At 60.5% G+C, this 18809-nt stretch carries 21 protein-coding genes; 9 read left to right on the plus strand and 12 right to left on the minus strand.

Annotation, left to right across the window (positions count from 1 at the left end; genetic code table 11):
- The first annotated feature begins 3 nt into the window (after positions 1-3).
- Positions 4-357 carry a YbaN family protein gene (locus tag ACR0AO_RS08075; RefSeq protein WP_480602219.1) on the plus strand — a complete coding sequence of 118 codons (354 nt, stop codon included), beginning with the start codon at positions 4-6 and terminating at the stop codon, positions 355-357.
- On the opposite strand, the gene ACR0AO_RS08080 is transcribed toward ACR0AO_RS08075, so the two are convergent.
- From ACR0AO_RS08080 to hemJ, 7 genes are all read right to left on the minus strand, one after another.
- Positions 347-1243, minus strand: a complete 897-nt coding sequence (locus ACR0AO_RS08080) for a ParB/RepB/Spo0J family partition protein (RefSeq protein ID WP_480602221.1) — start codon at positions 1241-1243, stop codon at positions 347-349. The genes ACR0AO_RS08075 and ACR0AO_RS08080 overlap by 11 nt on opposite strands.
- A 21-nt stretch (positions 1244-1264) precedes the next feature.
- A complete protein-coding gene (locus ACR0AO_RS08085) occupies positions 1265-2068 on the minus strand; it encodes a ParA family protein (protein WP_480602224.1) in 804 nt (267 codons plus the stop codon).
- The gene (gene rsmG, locus ACR0AO_RS08090) at positions 2061-2684 is read right to left on the minus strand and encodes a 16S rRNA (guanine(527)-N(7))-methyltransferase RsmG (RefSeq protein ID WP_480602227.1); all 624 of its coding nucleotides are present in this window, start codon (positions 2682-2684) and stop codon (positions 2061-2063) included. Before rsmG ends, ACR0AO_RS08085 begins: the two co-directional genes overlap by 8 nt.
- A complete protein-coding gene (mnmG, locus tag ACR0AO_RS08095) occupies positions 2681-4549 on the minus strand; it encodes a tRNA uridine-5-carboxymethylaminomethyl(34) synthesis enzyme MnmG (RefSeq protein ID WP_480602229.1) in 1869 nt (622 codons plus the stop codon). Before mnmG ends, rsmG begins: the two co-directional genes overlap by 4 nt.
- A gap of 12 nt (positions 4550-4561) precedes the next feature.
- The gene (mnmE, locus tag ACR0AO_RS08100) at positions 4562-5848 is read right to left on the minus strand and encodes a tRNA uridine-5-carboxymethylaminomethyl(34) synthesis GTPase MnmE (RefSeq protein WP_480602231.1); all 1287 of its coding nucleotides are present in this window, start codon (positions 5846-5848) and stop codon (positions 4562-4564) included.
- 31 nt (positions 5849-5879) lie between these two features.
- Positions 5880-7151, minus strand: a complete 1272-nt coding sequence (rho, locus tag ACR0AO_RS08105) for a transcription termination factor Rho (protein ID WP_480602233.1) — start codon at positions 7149-7151, stop codon at positions 5880-5882.
- A gap of 123 nt (positions 7152-7274) precedes the next feature.
- Positions 7275-7724: a protoporphyrinogen oxidase HemJ gene (gene hemJ / locus ACR0AO_RS08110; RefSeq protein ID WP_480602236.1), complete on the minus strand. Its 450-nt coding sequence runs from the start codon at positions 7722-7724 to the stop codon at positions 7275-7277.
- A gap of 407 nt (positions 7725-8131) precedes the next feature.
- On the opposite strand from hemJ, the gene ACR0AO_RS08115 reads away from it, so the two are divergent.
- Genes ACR0AO_RS08115 through dnaQ form a run of 4 tightly spaced genes read left to right on the plus strand, consistent with a single transcriptional unit; the run spans position 8132 to position 10869 of the window.
- Entirely contained in the window at positions 8132-8731 is a 600-nt protein-coding gene (locus ACR0AO_RS08115) for a Maf family protein (RefSeq protein ID WP_480602238.1), read from the plus strand.
- A complete protein-coding gene (locus tag ACR0AO_RS08120; protein ID WP_480602240.1) occupies positions 8728-9561 on the plus strand; it encodes a shikimate dehydrogenase in 834 nt (277 codons plus the stop codon). Before ACR0AO_RS08115 ends, ACR0AO_RS08120 begins: the two co-directional genes overlap by 4 nt.
- Positions 9558-10151: a dephospho-CoA kinase gene (gene coaE, locus ACR0AO_RS08125; RefSeq protein ID WP_480602243.1), complete on the plus strand. Its 594-nt coding sequence runs from the start codon at positions 9558-9560 to the stop codon at positions 10149-10151. Before ACR0AO_RS08120 ends, coaE begins: the two co-directional genes overlap by 4 nt.
- Complete coding sequence (gene dnaQ / locus ACR0AO_RS08130) at positions 10144-10869, plus strand: DNA polymerase III subunit epsilon (protein WP_480602247.1); 726 nt, start codon at positions 10144-10146, stop codon at positions 10867-10869. Before coaE ends, dnaQ begins: the two co-directional genes overlap by 8 nt.
- Positions 10870-10896: 27 nt before the next feature.
- On the opposite strand, the gene secB is transcribed toward dnaQ, so the two are convergent.
- Positions 10897-11394 carry a protein-export chaperone SecB gene (gene secB, locus ACR0AO_RS08135; RefSeq protein ID WP_480602249.1) on the minus strand — a complete coding sequence of 166 codons (498 nt, stop codon included), beginning with the start codon at positions 11392-11394 and terminating at the stop codon, positions 10897-10899.
- Between the two features lie 54 nt (positions 11395-11448).
- Positions 11449-11949: an FxsA family protein gene (locus tag ACR0AO_RS08140; protein WP_480602252.1), complete on the minus strand. Its 501-nt coding sequence runs from the start codon at positions 11947-11949 to the stop codon at positions 11449-11451.
- Between the two features lie 108 nt (positions 11950-12057).
- Here ACR0AO_RS08140 and ACR0AO_RS08145 point away from each other — a divergent pair, with 108 nt between their 5' ends.
- From ACR0AO_RS08145 to ACR0AO_RS08155, 3 genes are read left to right on the plus strand one after another with little or no spacing between them, the layout of a single operon-like run.
- On the plus strand, positions 12058-12714 hold the full coding sequence (locus ACR0AO_RS08145) for a Tim44/TimA family putative adaptor protein (RefSeq protein WP_480602254.1): 657 nt from the start codon (positions 12058-12060) through the stop codon (positions 12712-12714).
- On the plus strand, positions 12711-13754 hold the full coding sequence (gene mltA, locus ACR0AO_RS08150; RefSeq protein WP_480602256.1) for a murein transglycosylase A: 1044 nt from the start codon (positions 12711-12713) through the stop codon (positions 13752-13754). Before ACR0AO_RS08145 ends, mltA begins: the two co-directional genes overlap by 4 nt.
- Entirely contained in the window at positions 13754-14341 is a 588-nt protein-coding gene (locus ACR0AO_RS08155) for a Smr/MutS family protein (RefSeq protein WP_480602258.1), read from the plus strand. The genes mltA and ACR0AO_RS08155 overlap by 1 nt, the downstream gene beginning before the upstream one ends.
- On the opposite strand, the gene ACR0AO_RS08160 is transcribed toward ACR0AO_RS08155, so the two are convergent.
- From ACR0AO_RS08160 to hslU, 3 genes are all read right to left on the minus strand, one after another.
- Positions 14338-15558 carry an MFS transporter gene (locus ACR0AO_RS08160; protein WP_480602261.1) on the minus strand — a complete coding sequence of 407 codons (1221 nt, stop codon included), beginning with the start codon at positions 15556-15558 and terminating at the stop codon, positions 14338-14340. The two genes, ACR0AO_RS08155 and ACR0AO_RS08160, sit on opposite strands and share 4 nt — an antisense overlap.
- Positions 15555-16652: an alpha/beta hydrolase gene (locus tag ACR0AO_RS08165; RefSeq protein WP_480602264.1), complete on the minus strand. Its 1098-nt coding sequence runs from the start codon at positions 16650-16652 to the stop codon at positions 15555-15557. The genes ACR0AO_RS08160 and ACR0AO_RS08165 overlap by 4 nt, the downstream gene beginning before the upstream one ends.
- Before the next feature lie 149 nt (positions 16653-16801).
- Positions 16802-18109, minus strand: a complete 1308-nt coding sequence (gene hslU / locus ACR0AO_RS08170; protein ID WP_480602266.1) for an ATP-dependent protease ATPase subunit HslU — start codon at positions 18107-18109, stop codon at positions 16802-16804.
- A gap of 189 nt (positions 18110-18298) precedes the next feature.
- Between hslU and ACR0AO_RS08175 the strand changes: the two genes are divergently transcribed.
- Positions 18299-18694, plus strand: coding sequence for a DM13 domain-containing protein (locus tag ACR0AO_RS08175; protein ID WP_480602268.1), 396 nt, complete (start codon positions 18299-18301; stop codon positions 18692-18694).
- Positions 18695-18809: the final 115 nt, after the last annotated feature.

An 18809-nucleotide genomic window follows, 5' to 3' on the forward strand; every position in this document is an offset into this window, starting at 1 on the left:
ACGATGCACTACCTCTGGGCCTTGCTGGGATTGATCTGCGTCGCGCTCGCCGTGATTGGCGTGTTGTTGCCGCTGCTGCCGACCGTTCCATTCCTGCTGCTCGCCGCGTTCTTCTTTGCCCGCTCCTCCTCGCGCCTGCACAACTGGCTGCTGAGCCATCGCAGCTTTGGCCCTCTGATCGTCGACTGGCAATCCTCGGGCGCCATCAATCCAACCGCAAAAAAGGCGGCAACCCTGTCGATCACCGCCGTCTTTGTGCTGTCGCTTGTGCTCGGCGTCCCGGCTCATGTCCTGATCATTCAGGCCATCGTTCTGGGGGGTGTTCTGGCCTTTATCTGGACCCGCCCTAACGGCTGAGCTTGGCGCAAAGATCGTCCAGCTGATCCAGATTTTCATAGGTCAGAACGACCTGACCCGTCTCGGTCCCCGCTTTGTGGTTGATCGCCACCTTCATCGCCAGAATCGCGGACAGATCCTTTTCCAGTGAACGCGTATCGGCATCTTTCTCGACCACTGGCCCATTCGGACGCGATGCACCGGGCTGCCTGTCTCCCTGTTGCTGCTTCCTGACCAGCGTCTCGGTCGCGCGCACCGACAATCCGTCCCGGACCACGATCCGGGCCAGCTCTGACGGGTTTTCAGCCGTGATCAACGCGCGCGCATGACCGGCGGAAAGCTTTCCCTCGATCACCAGCGCCTGTACGTCCAGCGGCAATGACAACAGCCGCAACAGATTGGCGATATGGCTGCGGCTTTTGCCCAGGGCCTCGGCCATTTTTTCCTGCGTGTGGCCGAATTTCTCCATCAACTGCCGGTATCCGGCGGCCTCTTCCACCGCATTCAGGTCAGCGCGCTGAATATTTTCGATAATGGCAACTTCCAGAACCTCGGTATCATCAAATTCCCTAACGATTACAGGAACTTCGTGCAACTGCGCCAGCTGCGCCGCACGCCAGCGCCGTTCACCGGCGACGATCTCGTACCCGTCCTCGGCCGCCGGGCGGACGATCATTGGCTGGATGATGCCCTTTTCCTTGATCGAGGCCGCAAGTTCCTCCAGCTGCTCCTGCGAAAATGTCCGCCGAGGCTGGTTCGGATTGGCCCGGACCTTTTCGATCGGTACCTGCATGTCCGGTCGGCGCGGCGCCGCCGACGAGAGGCCGGCACCATCCTGCGAAACATCCGCCATCAGCGCAGACAAACCGCGCCCCAACCCCCGGGGCTTGCCTTTATTTACGTTCACCTGACCCTCCTCTCAGCCTGTCTATGCGGCAACTCTTTTATGTTTGCCCACCATTTCCCGCGCCAGATGCCGATACGCCATGGCTCCGAGGGAGCCGGAATCATACTGCAGAACCGGAAGCGCATAAGACGGCGCTTCGCTGACCCGGACGTTTCTGGGTATCTTGGTCTTAAATACCATCTCACCCAGATTGTCACGGGCATCCTTTTCGACCTGACGGGACAAGTTGTTGCGGTTGTCATACATGGTCAACACAACACCTTCGATTCTCAACTCTGGATTCGCAGTTTGCCTTACCTCACGGATCGTCAACATAAGTTGCGACAGGCCCTCTAGCGCAAAGAACTCGCTCTGCAACGGAACCAGTACCGAATGTGCTGCGACCATTGCGTTTACGGTCAACAAATTTAGCGATGGCGGACAATCGATCAGAACGTAGTCGAACCCGAATTTGTCCATCGCCGTCTGCCGCAACGCGTCATGCAGCAGAAAGCTGCGCTTTTCGTTCGAGATCAATTCGATATCGGCAGAACTCAGATCCACCGTCGCCGGAACGATGTTCAGCCCCTGAATTGCTGTTTCCTGTATGACCGTATCCAGTGGCGCTTCATCTATCAGCAAATCATAGGTGGTCCAGTCGCGGCTATCGACTCCCAGACCCGTGGATGCGTTCCCCTGCGGGTCAAGATCGATCACCAGAACACGGCTTCCGATCTCGGCCAGACCCGCCGCCAGATTGATCGCTGTTGTGGTTTTCCCAACCCCGCCCTTCTGATTTGCGACCGCAATGATCCGGGGGCCTGCTGGACGAGACAGATCAACCACGTGACACTCCTTTGATTTTCAGGATAACTGCTTGGGCCTCTGTAATACTAGTAATCGGGTCCGCTTGAAATTTCCATTCCTTGCTCGCCTCCGATACCTCTTTTTTCCAACTTTCGCCTTTCGGAAACAGCGCTGCCCCGGTTTTGCACAAATGCCTGTCACAATAGGATAAAAGCGTACCAAGATCGGCCAGGGCGCGGGCCGACAGGATATCCGCCTGCAAGGGTTCGACCGCTTCAATCCTTCGGCTGATCACGGCGCAATTCGCGCCGCATTCCCGCGCCGCATTACGCAGAAAGGCCGATTTTCGCTGATCGCTCTCAACAAGCGTAAACTTCGTTCCTGGCGACGTTTCGCATGCCAGGATTGCGCAGATCATGCCGGGAAAACCGCCGCCGCTGCCAAGATCGACCCAATGACCTTTTGCATCGACGCACCGAAACACCTGAACGGAATCAAGGATGTGCCTGTTCCAAAGATCACGAAGGCTGTTCTTGGACACCAGATTGATCTTTGGGTTCCAGCGTTCCAACAAATCCGCAAAGACCTCCAGTCGCGTCAATGTTTCACGTGAAACATTCAGCTTGTCCGCCAGATCCGGCTTGAACTCGGTCATGCGCCGCGAACTTTCAGATCACGTCGCAGACGCGCCAGGATCAGCGTCAGCGCCGCAGGCGTCACACCCTCGACCCGGCTGGCCTGAGCTACGTTCACAGGACGCGCCGCCGAAAGCTTTTGTTTCATCTCATTCGACAACCCCTCAAGCGCAGAATAATCGAAGTCCTGTGGGATTTCGTGCGCTTCGTCCCTTTTCATCGCTTCGACATCCCGTTGCTGGCGGGCGATATAGTTTGCATAAAGCGCATCCCGCTCGACCTGCCGGCGAATTTCAGCCGGCACATCGTCCAACCCTTCAATCAGCGGTAAAAGATCATCAAAGCCCACATTCGGAAACGCCAGGATCGCCATTCCATCCCGACGATTGCCATCCTGATTGACGTCAATGCCGACAGCCCGAATTTCCCGGGGAGTATAGGTGGCCCCGGTCAACCGCGTCTTGGCACATTCCAGCTTTTCCCGCTTGTCCTCAAAGGCCCGTTTGCGTGTTTCTCCCACGCATCCTATCGCGAGCCCAATCGGAGTCAGCCTCTGGTCCGCGTTGTCCGCGCGCAGGGATAGACGGAATTCCGCCCGCGACGTGAACATTCGGTATGGCTCGACCACACCACGGGTGGTAAGGTCGTCGATCATCACGCCAATATAGCTGGTGGATCTCGTGAAATGCAGTGGTTTTTCGCCGCGAACCTCCAGCGCAGCGTTCAGGCCGGCTACTATACCCTGTGCCGCCGCCTCTTCATAGCCGGTCGTGCCATTGATCTGCCCGGCCAGATACAGCCCCGGCACATGTGGCAGGGACAACCGCTGACTCAAAACGCGAGGATCGACATAATCATATTCAATGGCATAGCCCGGTTGCAGGATGTCCGCGTTTTCCAGCCCCTTGATCGACCGCACATAGTCCACCTGCACTTCTTCGGGCAGCGAAGTTGAAATGCCATTGGGATAAACGGTGTGGTCGTTCACGCCTTCGGGCTCAAGAAAGATCTGATGCGAATCCTTATCCGCGAAACGAACGATCTTATCCTCGATCGACGGACAATATCTGGGCCCGACGCCTTCGATATGGCCACCATACATGGCCGAGCGGGACAGGTTTTTCTCGATAATCTCATGGGTTCGCGCATTCGTATGCGTAATCCCGCACGCAATCTGCGGCGCTGTCACTGTTTTCGAAAGAAACGAGAAAAGCGTTGGTACGACGTCGCCGTCCTGACGTTCCAGGCCGGACCAGTTAATCGTGCGACCATCCAGACGTGGCGGTGTTCCGGTTTTCAGACGCGCAAGCGGCAGATCGAAACTGTCCAGCCGTTCCGCCAGTTTAACCGATGGACGATCCCCCATTCTGCCACCCGGGCGCGAAACGTCGCCTATATGGATAACGCCGCGCAGGAAAGTGCCCGAGGTCAGAATGACACAACGGGCCGGCACCTCTGAACCATCGGCCAGAACCACACCTCGGACCTGCCCGTCGGCCATCAGAAAATCGACCACCTCTCCGAGTATGACCGACAGATTTTCCCTCGCCGATGTCTCTTTTTGCATCGCGGCCCGGTATAGCGCCCGATCTGCCTGCGCCCTTGGGCCTTGCACGGCAGGACCCTTGCGACGGTTCAACAACCGGAACTGAATGCCCGCCTGATCAGAGACGCGCCCCATCACACCATCCAGCGCATCGATTTCCCGAACCAGATGGCCCTTGCCAAGACCGCCAATCGCCGGGTTGCACGACATCACGCCGATATCCGCCTCAGACAGCGTTACCAAGGCGGTGCGCACTCCCATTCGGGCCGCAGCATGAGCGGCCTCGGTCCCGGCATGACCCGCACCGATAACGGCGACGTCGAATTGCGAATGTTTCACGTGAAACACTCCTTACTTTCCGAGGCAGAAACTCGCGAAAATCTCGTCCAGCAAGTTTTCGATATCTATTCTGCCAACAAGTGATTCCAAGGCCCGGATTGCTGTGCGCAATTCCTCTGCCGCTATATCATAAAGGTCGGGGCCAGAGTCCAGAATTGCCAGAGCCTCGGTCAACGCTGTCGCTGCCTTTTTCATAGCGACGCGGTGCCGTTCGCGTGTTGCTATACCAGAACTGGTGGTTCTTTCAGCCAAAATACACGAAATCTGGGAAATCAGCCGGTCAATACCCTGCCCTGTTTTCCCCGAAATGCCATCTGTTTCATCCTCCCGAACATCCGCTTTCGGCAAAACATGAATATCACCGGTTTGGAACGGGATACCCAGGCCACTGACCGTTTCGGCCAGAAACACCCGCAGATCCGCCGATTCTGCACGCTGACGCGCCAAAGCAATACCCAGCCCTTCCACATGATCGCTGGTTTCGCGCAACCCGGCCGTGTCCAAAAGCGTCACCGGCAAGCCCGACAAATCCATCCGAACCTCGATTACATCCCGCGTCGTGCCGGCATATTCCGAGGTGATTGCCGCCTCCCGCCCCGCCAACGCGTTCAGCAGCGTGGATTTTCCCGCATTCGGAGGGCCAACGATGGCAACTTCGAACCCGGCGCGAATGCGCTCGGCGATCCTGACGCCGGCAACTTCCTTTTCCAGATCAGCGATCACCGCCGATGCCAGCGCACGCACCTCGGGGGTGACATCGGTCGGCACTTCCTCGTCCGCAAAATCGATGACGGCTTCCAAAAGCGATGCTGCCCGGATCAGGTCGCGCCGCCAGCGCTCGGCCAATCGGCCCAGCTCTCCGGCCAAAACCGACTGCGCCTGTTTGCGTTGTGCCTCGGTTTCAGCGTCGATGAGGTCGGCAAGCCCTTCGACCTGCGGCAGATCCAGCTTTCCATTCTCCAGTGCCCGCCGGGTGAATTCGCCGGGTTCCGCCAGACGCAACCCCTCCATATCCGACAGGCAGCGCAGCACCGCATTCACCGCAGCCGTACTACCGTGGATCTGAAATTCGACGACATTCTCGCCGGTAAAGCTGGCCGGGCCCTGAAAGGTCAGCACCAGCCCCTCGTCAAGCCGCTCGCCATCCGGCGCGTGAAGCACACGCATTCGCATTCCACGCGGCGGCAGGTCAGTCCGCGTCAGCAACCGGGCGGCAACAAGCGCCATGGGGCCGGACAGGCGAATGACCGCCACTCCGGCTTTGCCCTGCGCGCTGGCCAAGGCGAATATCGTGTCCATTCGAAGGCCTCGCGTCTGACCTGAGACCGGATCAGGTGTTCATGGAATCGAAGAAATCCGAGTTGGTCTTGGTCTGTTTCAGCTTTGACAACAGGAATTCGATCGCGTCGGTGGTCCCCATCGGGTTGAGGATGCGTCGCAGAACGAATGTCTTGGCCAGATCGGCCTTGTCCACCAGCAGGTCCTCTTTCCTGGTGCCCGACTTGAGGATGTCGATGGCCGGGAACACACGCTTGTCTGCGATCTTGCGGTCCAGCACGATCTCCGAGTTACCGGTGCCCTTGAATTCCTCAAAGATCACCTCGTCCATCCGGCTTCCGGTATCGATCAGCGCGGTGGCGATGATGGTCAGCGAACCGCCCTCTTCGATATTCCGCGCGGCACCGAAGAATCGCTTGGGCCGTTGTAGCGCGTTGGCGTCCACACCACCGGTCAGAACCTTGCCCGAAGACGGCACCACGGTGTTGAACGCCCTACCAAGTCTTGTGATCGAATCGAGAAGGATAACAACATCTCGTTTATGCTCGACCAAACGCTTGGCTTTTTCGATCACCATCTCGGACACCGCGACGTGGCGGGTTGCCGGTTCGTCGAAGGTCGAGGACACCACCTCGCCCTTCACCGATCGCTGCATGTCGGTTACTTCTTCGGGCCGTTCGTCGATCAGCAACACGATCAGATAACACTCAGGATGGTTCTTTTCGATCGAATGCGCGATGTTCTGCAGGATTACCGTCTTACCGGTCCGCGGCGGCGCCACGATCAGCGACCGCTGACCCTTGCCGATGGGCGACACCAGGTCAATGACACGGGCCGATTTGTCCTTGATGGTGGGATCCTCGATCTCCATCTTCAGCCGTTCGTCGGGGTAAAGCGGCGTCAGGTTGTCAAAGGCGATTTTGTGTTTCGCCCGTTCGGGATTTTCAAAGTTGATCTTGGTGACCTTGGTCAGCGCGAAATAGCGTTCGTTGTCGTCAGGCGCCTTGATGTCTCCCTCGACCGTATCGCCGGTGCGCAGCGAATACTGACGGATCATGTCGGGCGACACATAGATATCGTCCGGGCCGGGCAGATAGTTCGCCTCAGGCGAGCGAAGAAAGCCGAACCCGTCCTGCAGCACCTCAAGCACGCCGTCGCCGCCTACGGTCCAGCCCTCGTCGGCGCGTTCGCGCAGGATCTGGAACATCATCTCGCCCTTGCGCATGGTCGAGGCGTTTTCGATCTCCAGCTCTTCGGCCATGGCCAGAAGGTCTTTGGGGCTTTTGGCCTTGAGATCGGCCAGGTTCAGGGATTCGGTTGACATGGTGATACGACCCTTGGCCGCATCGGCGCGGCACAGATGAGAATTTCAAACAGGAAAGCACTCCGCCCGGACGGGCGTGTTGCGCCCTAGATAAGTGAGTTGCGGGCCGGAGTCAAACCGGCTTCAGAACTTCAGGATCACGGCCAGAACGATCACCACCATCAGAACGGTCGGAACTTCGTTCATCATGCGGTATTGCCGCCCCGTGAGCCTGTTTCGCCCTTCTGCGAAATCCCTGCGCCGCCCCATCAGCCAGTGATGAAACCAGGTCATCGCGATAACGGCCGCCCCTTTCGCCCAGGGCCAGGCCCAGTCCCAGGCGACAACGCCGGGCGTGAATACCATGATCAGTCCCGCCACCCAGGTCACGACCATTGCCGGGCGCATGATCACCCGCAAAAGCTTGTCTTCCATTTCCAGGAAAATTCGGGGCGCACCTTCGACATCCTGCGCCTGTTCCACGTGATAGACGAACAGTCTGGGCAAATAGAACAGTCCTGCCATCCATGAAATCACCGCCATGATGTGCAGGGACTTGGCCCAAGGGTACAGCGCATAAAGAAGATCGGTCATCGGGGTCCTCGCCGCTCGCTCGGTCCTCCCTAATAAAAAAGATAGAAAAGAAAAAGGATGATGGTTTTGATGGGGCTGGGAAATCCGTGGATTACTTTTTTTCCCATACGGTTTTCCCCAGGTGGATCCGATATGTCCCGGTTGCCCACAGCGACGATGTTTTTGATATTAAATCATGTAAAATCAATAAGATGAGATAAATCTTCTTTTGCACTGGATGGGGATAAATGGCGTAGAAAGTCAGAATATCCCTGTTGTCCAGACAAAAGGAGTTATCCTTGTCCCGGCTGGATAGAAAATGCGCGAATCCCGGATCATTCAGACTGAAATCCCGGGGTTGCGTGTCAACCGGAAAACCATACAAACCTTGCCAACGAACTCATCGCTTTTTCCACGGGGATTTCCACATGACTATCCCGATCGTCCTTGCCTCCGGCTCGGAAATCCGGGCGCAGATGCTCAGGAACGCGGGTATTCCATTTACCGTCGAAATACCGCGCGTGGATGAAGACTCCATGAAACGCGCCTTTTTGGCCGAAAAGGCCCCGCCCCGCGACATCGCCGATGCGCTGGCCGAGATGAAGGCGCGCAGGATCAGCGACAAGACCCCCGGCGCAATGGTTCTGGGCTGCGATCAGGTGCTGGATTTTCAGGGGCGGCTGTTGTCGAAACCCGAAAGCCCCGAGGCGGCGCTGGCGCAGCTTCGGGAAATGCGCGGTCAGCGGCACATGCTGTTGTCGGCGGCGGTGATCTATCAGAACCGAGAACCGGTCTGGCGTCACGTCGGACAGGTACGTCTGCGTATGCGTGACAGTTCCGACGCCTATCTTGAAAGCTATGTTGCGCGCAACTGGGACAGCATCCGGCACGCGGTGGGGGCGTACAAGCTCGAGGAAGAAGGCGTGCGCCTCTTCACCGCCATTGACGGCGAATATTTTAACGTTTTGGGTATGCCCCTGCTGGAGCTGCTCAATTTTCTGACCTTGCGGGGGGTGATCGACCGATGACCAAGACATCAATACCTCTGGCCGGTGTGATCGGGCATCCCATAGCGCATTCCCGGTCGCCGAAACTGCACGGGCATTGGCTGAAAACCTACGGATTGCCAGGCCACTACATCCCGATGGATGTAGCGCCGGAGGATCTGGAACAGGTGTTGCGCACCCTGCCCAGGGCGGGGTTTGTCGGCGCGAATGTGACCGTCCCGCATAAAGAGGCTGCCTTGCGGATCGCCGATCACGTCACCGACCGCGCCAGACAGATCGGTGCAGCCAATACGCTTGTGTTTCACCCGGACGGTTCCATTCACGCCGACAATACCGATGGTTATGGCTTTATGGAAAACCTGCGCGCCGGCGCGCCAGGATGGAACCCGGCCAGCGGCCCGGCGGTGATCCTGGGCGCAGGCGGGGCGGCCCGGGCGGTGATTTCCGCACTGCTGGAGGCCGGAGTACCAAAGCTCATCCTCACCAATCGCACCCGTACTCGCGCCGAGCAGTTGCAGGACGATTTCGGCGACCGCGTTTCGGTCGCCGACTGGGATCGGGCGGGCGACGTGATCGGCGGTGCCGGGCTGGTGGTGAATACCACGTCGCTTGGCATGGTTGGGCAGCCGGAATTGCCGGTGCCGCTGGAAAACCTGCAATCGGGCACGCTGGTGACCGATCTCGTTTATGCGCCGCTCAAGACCCGGTTGCTTGAGACGGCGGAACAGGTCGGATGCGCCACCGTCGACGGGCTTGGCATGTTGCTGCATCAGGCCGTTCCCGGCTTTGAGCAATGGTTCGGCAAGCGCCCCGAGGTCGACGCGGCCACCCGCGCGGCGGCGCTGGCATGAGTTTCGCGCTTGGCCTCACCGGCTCCATCGGCATGGGCAAGAGCACCACGGCGCAGATGTTCGTGGACGAAGGCTGCGCGCTTTGGGACGCGGACGCGGCGGTGCACCGTCTTTACGCCCCCGGCGGCGCTGCCCTCGACCCGATTCGCGACACCTTTCCTGACGCCATCGAAGGCGGCGCGGTCAGCCGCGCGGCGCTGAAGCGGATCATTGGCGACCGGCCCGATGCGCTGACCGCCATCGAACGGATCGTCCATCCGCTGGTCGCGGCGGACCGGGCGGAATTTCGCGCCGCCGCGCAGGCGGATATCGTGGTGTTCGACATTCCGCTGCTGTTCGAAACCGGCGGCGAGGCGGCGATGGATGCGGTCGCCTGCGTTTCGGTCTCGCCAGAGGTGCAGAAACAGCGCGTGATGGAACGCGGCACCATGACCGAAGCGCAGTTTGAACAGATCCGGACGAAACAGATGCCCAATGACGAGAAATGCGCGCGGTCGGATTTCGTCATTGTCACCGACACACTGGACCATGCGCGCGCGCAGGTGCAGGATATCGTCAGGCAGATACGGGCGGGGCTGAAAGATGCGTGAGATCGTTCTCGATACCGAAACCACCGGGTTTGATCCCGAAAGCGGCGACCGGATCGTCGAGATCGGCGCGGTTGAGCTGTGGAACCATGTGGCCACGGGCGAGACCTATCACGTCTACATCAACCCCGAACGGTCCATGCCCACCGAGGCGTTTGGCGTTCATGGCATCGGCCCCGACCTGCTGGAACCGCCGCAAAACCCGGAAAAGGGCCAGATCACGCTGCGCGACAAACCGGTTTTCGCAAAGGTCGGTCAGGGATTTCGCGATTTTGTGGGGGATGCCAAGCTGGTGATTCACAACGCCGCCTTCGACATGAAATTCCTCAATGCCGAACTGGGCTGGATGGGCCTGCCGACAATTCCCTGGGAACAGGCCATCGACACGCTCGCCATTGCGCGCAAACGTTTTCCCGGCTCGCCCGCTTCGTTGGATGCGCTCTGCCGCCGGTTTGGCATCGACAACTCGAACCGTGTTCTGCACGGCGCGCTTCTGGACTCGGAAATCCTGGCCGAGGTCTATCTGGAACTGATCGGCGGGCGGCAACCCGATTTCGGCCTGTCCACCATCGCCGCAAGCGGCGTGGACGGCGGCGCGGCCGAGGTCTGGCGACCCGTCGCACGGCCCACCCCACTGCCCACCCGGATCACCGATGCAGAACGGCAGGCGCATGACGCTTTTGTCGAGAAACTGGACGACGCCCTGTGGAAACGCGCCTGACCGGCAGGCCAGGCGCGCAATCCTAATTCAGGCGTTCGCCTTTTGCGCTTCGGCCTGACGGCGCATCAGCTCGTTGCGATAGAGCTGAACAAAGTCGATATTGTCGAGGTTTACCGGCGGATAGCCGCCGTCGCGGGTCACGTCGCTGACGATCCGGCGCAGGAACGGGAACAGCATACGCGGGCATTCGATCAGCAGGAACGGATGCATCTGGTCTTCCGGCACGCCTTCCACGTGGAACAACCCGCAATAGTCGATCTCGAACAGGAACATGATGTCATCCATGCCCTTGGCCTTGGACGTCAGCTTCAGCTTGATCGACACTTCGAACTGATGGTCTGCCTGACGCTTCTTGGCATCCAGATTGACCTGCACCTGGATCTCGGGTTGCACGTCGCCGGATATGCCTTTTTGCGCCATCACGTTTTCAAACGACATGTCGCGAATGAACTGTCCCAGAACGCGCATCTGGACTTGCGGCGTTTTCGGGGCCGCCTGATCACCTGCGGCTGTGTTTTCGGTCATGGAACTACTCCGGAAATGAAATTCGCCACTGCTTAACAACTATGACCCGGTTCCTCAATGGCGGTTTGGCCCTTCGACCCAGCCCGAGGGCTTCTCCGGCTCGCGGCGCGGGTTCACTTCGTGATAGTCGCCATCGATGATGTCGCCCTGACCGGCCGGACCGCGCCGTGCGTGAAACTGTGCGTCGCGGCCCATGGAAAACTGCGTGACCGTGACCTTGGATCGCAGATAACGGAACACCGCCACCCGCACCGCCGGGATCAGCAGCGCAAAGCCTATCGCGTCGGTAAAGAATCCCGGTGTCAGCAGCAACATGCCGGAAAAAAGGATCATCGCGCCATGGGCCAAAGGCTCGGTCGGGTCGTCAAGCTCGGAAAAGGCGCGCTGCACCTGGCCCAACGCCATAAGGCCCTGTGTCCGCACCAGCCAGGTGCCCAGAACCGCCGTCAGCACGACGATCGCCAGGGTCGGCCACAGACCGATCAGGCCACCGACCTGAATGAACAAGGCAATTTCGATGATCGGCACCAGCAAAAAGGCCAAAAACAGATACATTTGTCACGTCCTTTCCCTCTTGGCGGGTGGTGGACTTGCCGCCTAGTGTCACCTACATAGTGGTTCAAAGCCCTGTGCACAAAGTCTCTGTTCCGAAAAGAGGACAAAATGAACTCACCCCTGATCCAGCTTTTGGTGCTGGCCGGCATCGCCGTTTTCCTGATCTTGCGCCTGCGGAGTGTTCTGGGCACGCGGGAAGGGTTTGAAAAACCGCCCGTGCCGCGCCAGCCTGCGGGCAAATCGCGCCGCGACTTCGAAGTGATCGAGGGCGGGCCGGATCAGGACATCATTGATCACGTCCCCGAAGACAGCCCCGAGGCCGAGTCGCTGGCGGCAATGAAACGGGTGGAGCCGTCATTCTCGGTCAGCGAGTTCGTGCAGGGCGCGCGCGGCGCCTATGAACTGATCGTCATGGGATTCGAGCGCGGCAATCTCAACGAGATTCAGCCGTTCCTGTCGGAAGAGGTGTTCGACACCTTCGTCGCCGTGGTGGCCGACCGCGAAGACAAGGGCCTGACCATCGAGGCCGAATTCATCGGTGTCCGCGAAACCGCGCTCACCGAAGTGCGCTTCGACAAGGACAGCAACCGCGCCGAGATCACCATGCGTTTCGTGGGTGAGCTGACCTCGGTCGTACGGGATCGCGGCGGCGATATCGTCGAAGGCAGCCCGAACACCGTCAAACGGCAAAAAGACAGCTGGACCTTTGCCCGCGTGATGGGCAGCGACGATCCGAACTGGATGCTGGTCGCCACGGGCGCATGATTGCCAGGCTGCGGTCGCTTGCTCTTGCGGGTGCCGTCGTGACCGCCGCCGGCAGCGCCGGGGCCGAGGCGACGTATTCCGTCCTGTCCTTCGATGAACTGGATGGCTGGGCTCGCGATGACCACGCCGCCGCCCTGTCCGTGTTTCTGAACACTTGCGCCGATCTCGGCGCGCCCGACTGGCAAACCCTGTGCGCGATGGCTCAGGTTCATCACGGTAGCGCGGCGCGCTCGTTCTTCGAGCTATTCTTCCGCCCGGTCCTGATCGAGGATGGAAAGGACGCGCTGTTCACGGGATATTTCGAACCCGAACTCGATGGCTCGCTGCAACGAACCGACAGGTTCCGCTATCCGGTGTACCGAATGCCGCCCGAGGCGCGCGAAACCTCTCCGTGGCTCAGCCGGCGAGAGCTTTTGACCGGCGGCGTACTTGAAGGGCGCGGGCTGGAAATTGCCTGGGTCGATGACCCGGTCGAGCTGTTCTTTCTGCAGATCCAGGGTTCCGGCCGTATCCGCCTGCCCGACGGCGGTTCGCTGCGGATTGGCTATGGCGGCGCCAACGGGCACGAATACCGCTCGGTCGGGATGGAGCTTGTCCGCCGAGGCGTATTTGCCGCTCATCAGGTCAGCGCGCAGGTGATCCGCAACTGGGTCAGAAAAAACCCCGTCGAAGGCGCCGAACTGCTGTATCACAACCCCTCTTATGTCTTCTTCCGCAAGCTGAGCCGTGTCGCGCCGCAGCACGGGCCGCTGGGTGCGATGAACCGGTCGGTGACCGCCTTGCGTACGATTGCCGCCGATCCCGCCTTCACGCCGCTGGGCTCTCCGGTCTGGCTGGAAAAGGACGGCACGGAACCGATGCGCCGCCTGATGATCGCGCAGGATACCGGCTCGGCCATCAAGGGTGCACAGCGGGCGGATATCTTCTTTGGCACCGGTGACGATGCCGGCAGGGCCGCCGGTGCGCTGAAAGACCCGGGCCGGATGGTCGTGCTGTTGCCGATCCAGCGCGCCTATGCCCTGTTGCCGGACGAATTCTGATGACCCGGCGTAAACTGACGACAGAAGAGATCGAGCTGTGGCGCAAGGTCGCCAAACAGACCGAGCGCCTGCACCCCGAATTGCCGCAATCGGTCCACCCCCGGACCTTGCCCAAGCCCAAGCCCTCGAAACCTTTCCCGGCGCGGGTGGAACCATTTGATCTGGGACAGTTCGCCAAGCCGAAACCGCACCGGAACAACCTCAAACCCCTGATCACCGAGGATCTGGCCGCCACGCCGTTGCAGATGGACCGCAAGGCATTCACCCGGATGAAGCGCGGCAAGCTGCGGCCCGAGGGGCGCATCGACCTTCACGGCATGCGGGTCGATACCGCGCATCCGGTGCTGATCCGCTTCATCCTTGGCGCGCAGGCTTCGGGCAAGCGGCTGGTGCTGGTGATCACCGGCAAGGGCAAGGACCGTGACGAACCCGGCCCCATTCCCACTCCGCGCGGCGTTTTGCGCAATCAAGTGCCCCAATGGCTGCACCTGCCGCCGCTGGCGCAGGCGGTCATGCAGGTGACACCGGCGCATATCAGCCATGGCGGCGACGGGGCCTATTACGTCTATCTGCGCCGCCCCCGCTAAAACGCGCGCACCGCGTCGCGGATACCGATCCACGCCATGACACAGACGAAGACGACAAAGGCGGCGATTCCAACGAACTGGGTCTCAAGCCCGACGCCGATATCGATCAGCGCCCCGGTCAATCCCGGCCCGATGGCCGAACCCAGCACCATCACGCCCGCCGCCACCGCCTTGATCGCTCCGATATGGCGGGTGCCATAGAACTCGGCCCAGAACGCGCTGGGCAGATTGCTGTTTGCCCCCGCCGTCAGCGCCAGAAAGAACAGGCCCAGCAAAGCCCCGCCAATGCCCTGCGCCGAGGACAGAACCAGAAATGCCAGCGCCATCGGCAGCTGATAAAGCGGCATCATTCGGGCGGTACCCCAATTGTCCAGCGCCCAGCCCGCCGCGAACATCGCAAGCAGCGACATGCCGGTAAAGAACGGAAACAGCGCCACCAGCTCGATATGCAACCACCCTTTGATCTCGGCCAGATGCACCTGATGAAAAAAGAATGCGGTGACGAAGGCGCCAGGCGCCAAAAGCGTCGGGACCATAAACCAGAACAGCGGGTGAAACAGCGCCTCGCGCCGGGTCCAGTGGCGGTCTTCCATCCCTGTGGCGGAATAGGTGTCCGCCATGCTTTGCGGCGTGCGTTCCTGTTTCAACAGCCGCACCAGCAGCGGCGCCCCCGTCAGGGCCACCGCTGCCGCGCCCAACCACAGAAGCCGCCAGTCGACCAAAGCCATCAGTGCCACGAACACCAGCGGCAGCAGCGCCTCGCCAACCGCATAACCCGAGGTGGCGACGGCCAGCGCCCGCCCCCGCGTCGCGGTGAACCAGCGCGCCATGGCCACCATCGAAATATGCATACTCATTCCCTGCCCAAAAAACCGCAGCAGGAAAATCACCACCGGCAACAGGGCCGCCGCCGGGTTCAGCGCCATCGTCACGGCCGCCAACGCCAGCCCGGCCAGAACCGCCGGGCCCAGAACGCGCACCCGGAGGACATCCGTCAGGGCCCCGGCCCAGACCATAACCGCTGCCGACGCCATCGTGCCCAGCGAATAGATCCCGCCCCATTGCCCGTGGCTCAGTCCGAATTCGGCCCGGATCTCGCCGGCGAAGATCGAAATGAAAAATGTCTGGCCGAAACTCGACAGGAAGGTCAGCAGGGCCCCCGCCGCCAGCCACCGCGCATTGTCGGCAAGATAGCCAGACAGCGACGACCGTTTCATCCGCCTTCATCCACCGGGGCCAGGACAATCTCGGTCGCCTGTCCCCTCCGCCGTTTTCCTGCCGGGGTCAGGAACCCGATAGCGGCCTCCTCGGGCCGGAACGTATCGCTCAACTTGCGCGCAGAACTCAGGATCGAAATCAACGCCGGAGAGGTCGCCGCCACGAAATGCGACGACTCGGCATCGTCGCTAAAGGCGGTCGTGTCGATGATGTCGACCGGATAGTCCGCCAGTTGATCGACCGAAGCCAGATTGCCCAGCCGCTTGCTGTCATTGGTCCCGCGCAGACGCGCCGAAATGTTCAGGGCCTTGTCCTTCTTGGACACCATCACCACAAATGGCTTGGGCGGCTTGGATATCCGGTCCATCTGCGATTTGAACACGTCCACATCCAGATCCGGAGAGATCAGGACAACACCGTCAAGCGTGCGCGCCGCCCATCCCGGCTCCTTCAGCTCCGCCTGCCGCATCATTTCCATCGTCAATGCCGACCCCATCGAATGCGCAACGATCCCGATCTTGTCGATGCCTTGCGCGTCGAGCTGGCGAATGGTCTCCTCCAGCCCGTCGCGCGCAAACAGCATGCTGTCGATGTCATAGGCATATCCAAAGGCGCTTGCCCGGCTGGGCCAGGAATAAATCAACAGCGATCCGGGCATCCCGATATCTTCCGCCAGTTGCGCCGCCCGAAACGCGGTTTCGGTCTGGGTGGCGTTATAGCCGTGCACGAATATGGTCACATCCCTGCCGGGTCCATTCTGCTTTTGAAGGATGCGCCGCCCCAACTCGGCGGGCGAATTCAGCTCTTCAAGGCCCGCCAGTACGAATTGCGTGCTCGCATCCGGCGCGTCATAGGAATAAATTAACTGCCCGGGCTTGTGCGACGGCGGGACCGTCACCGTCATTTCCAGATATTGCAGCCGCTCGGCTCTGCGAAACCCATAGGTTCCGTTTCTTTCGCGTGCTCGGGTCGAGGCCGCGAAAACAGTGCGCGGCGTCCCGATCTCCACCGCATCCGGCGCTATGACCGACACGGTCCGGTCCGAACAGGCCGGCAGGGTCAGAACTACCAGAAGAATCGCCAGCCACCGCACAGGACTCAGTCTCCGAAATCTCGCGCGCCACGCTACCCGATTAATATCCGGCGTCCAGCCCCCGCCTCGGGTCGCGCATCTTTCTGCTTCAGAATACTCCGGGTTGAATTGCACGCAGGGCAAGAGGGGCAGCGCCCCTCTTCGCGGCATCAAAGAACGTAGCGGCTCAGATCGGCCGATTTCGTCAGCTCGCCGAGGTTCTGCTGAACAAACCCGGCATCCACCGTGACCTGCGAACCGGCCTTGTCGGGCGCGGTAAAGGACAGTTCCTCGAACACCCGCTCCATCACCGTGTAAAGCCGCCGCGCGCCGATATTCTCGATGCTCTGGTTGACCTCCGCCGCGATCCGCGCCAGCGCCGCGATGCCGTCGGGGGTAAAGGTCACCTCCACCTCCTCCGTGTCCATCAGTGCGGCGTATTGCAGGGTCAGCGCGTTATCGGTCTCGGTCAGGATGCGCACGAAATCCTCTTCGGTCAGCGCCCGCAGCTCGACCCGGATCGGCAAGCGCCCCTGCAATTCCGGCAGCAGGTCCGAGGGCTTGGCGATGTGGAACGCACCGGAGGCGATGAACAGGATATGGTCGGTCTTGACCGGGCCGTGCTTGGTCGAAACCGTGGTACCTTCGATCAGCGGCAGCAGATCCCGCTGCACGCCCTCGCGGCTGACATCGCCACCGCGCGCCTCGGCGCGGGCGCAGACCTTGTCGATCTCGTCCAGGAACACGATGCCGTTCTGCTCGACCGCATCCAGCGCGGCGCGGGTCACCGCCTCGTCATCCAGCAGCTTGTCGGCCTCTTCCCCGATCAGCACCTCATAGCTTTCGGCAACCGTCATCCGCCGCTTGACCGTGCGCCCGCCGAACGCCTTGCCGAAGATATCGCCCAGATTCATCATCCCCATCTGGCCGCCCGGCTGGCCGGGGATGTCGAACATCGGCATCGGGTTGGAATGGTCGGCCACTTCCAGTTCGATCACCGTGTCGTCCAGCTCCCCGGACTTCAGCTTCCTGCGGAACACCTCGCGGGTGCCCTCGCGCGCGTCCTCGCCCGCGATAGCGGTGATCACCCGCTCTTCGGCGGCGTTGTGCGCATTGGCCTTGACCTCTTCGCGCATGTATTCGCGGGTCTGCAGGATGGCGGCGTCGGCCAGATCGCGCACGATCTGCTCCACATCGCGGCCTACATACCCCACTTCGGTGAACTTGGTGGCTTCGACCTTGATGAACGGCGCACGCGCCAGTTTCGCCAGACGGCGGCTGATCTCGGTCTTGCCCACGCCGGTGGGACCGATCATCAGAATGTTTTTGGGATAGACCTCCTCGCGCAGGTCATCCGGCAACTGCTTGCGCCGCCAGCGGTTGCGCAGCGCCACCGCCACGGCGCGCTTGGCGTCCTTCTGTCCGATGATGAAACGGTCAAGCTCCGAGACAATCTCGCGCGGGGTCAGGTCGGTCATCTGCTCTCTATCCGGTTGTTGCGTCCCGGAACCTAAGCATGAGGCGGGAAAACACAAGGCGATCACGAACCGATCACGGAAAAACACCGGTTTTCACCGGCTGGTGACCCCCTCTTACATCCGCCGCCGGAACCTCCATTTGCGCTCAAGGCAATACCAGCCTGTAAAAACCAAGGGAGACAGTATCCAATGATGAATCGCCGCTCACTGCTTATGGCCGTTGCCGCATCCGGCGTGGCACTGACAGTCGCCGCCCCGACCACCACACTGGCCGCCGAAGCCAAAGGCACATTCGAAGGCCGCTCGAACCACGAAACATCCGGATCAGTGAAGCTGATCAAGGAAGATGATCGCTATTTCGTCGAGCTTGGCAGCGACTTCTCGCTCGATGGCGGCCCCGACCCGCGCGTGGCCTTCGGCAAGGACGGCAAATATGATCCCGACACCAAGCTGGGCGCGCTTCTCAAGCTCAAGGGTAAACAGCGCTATGCAGTTCCAGCTACCTGGGACGTGTCGAAATTCAACGAGGTCTATATCTGGTGCGAAGTCGCCAGCGTTCCGCTGGGCGTGGCCAGGATCAACTAAGGGCGCCACCACTCACATTACGACGCCCCAGCGGGGCCGGGCCATGGTCCGGCCTCGTTTTTTGCGCTCTCGCCCTTGCGATGGAAAAAGGGGCCGATCATCACCATCGCATCCG

The organism is Ruegeria sp. AF8 (assembly GCF_056541825.1).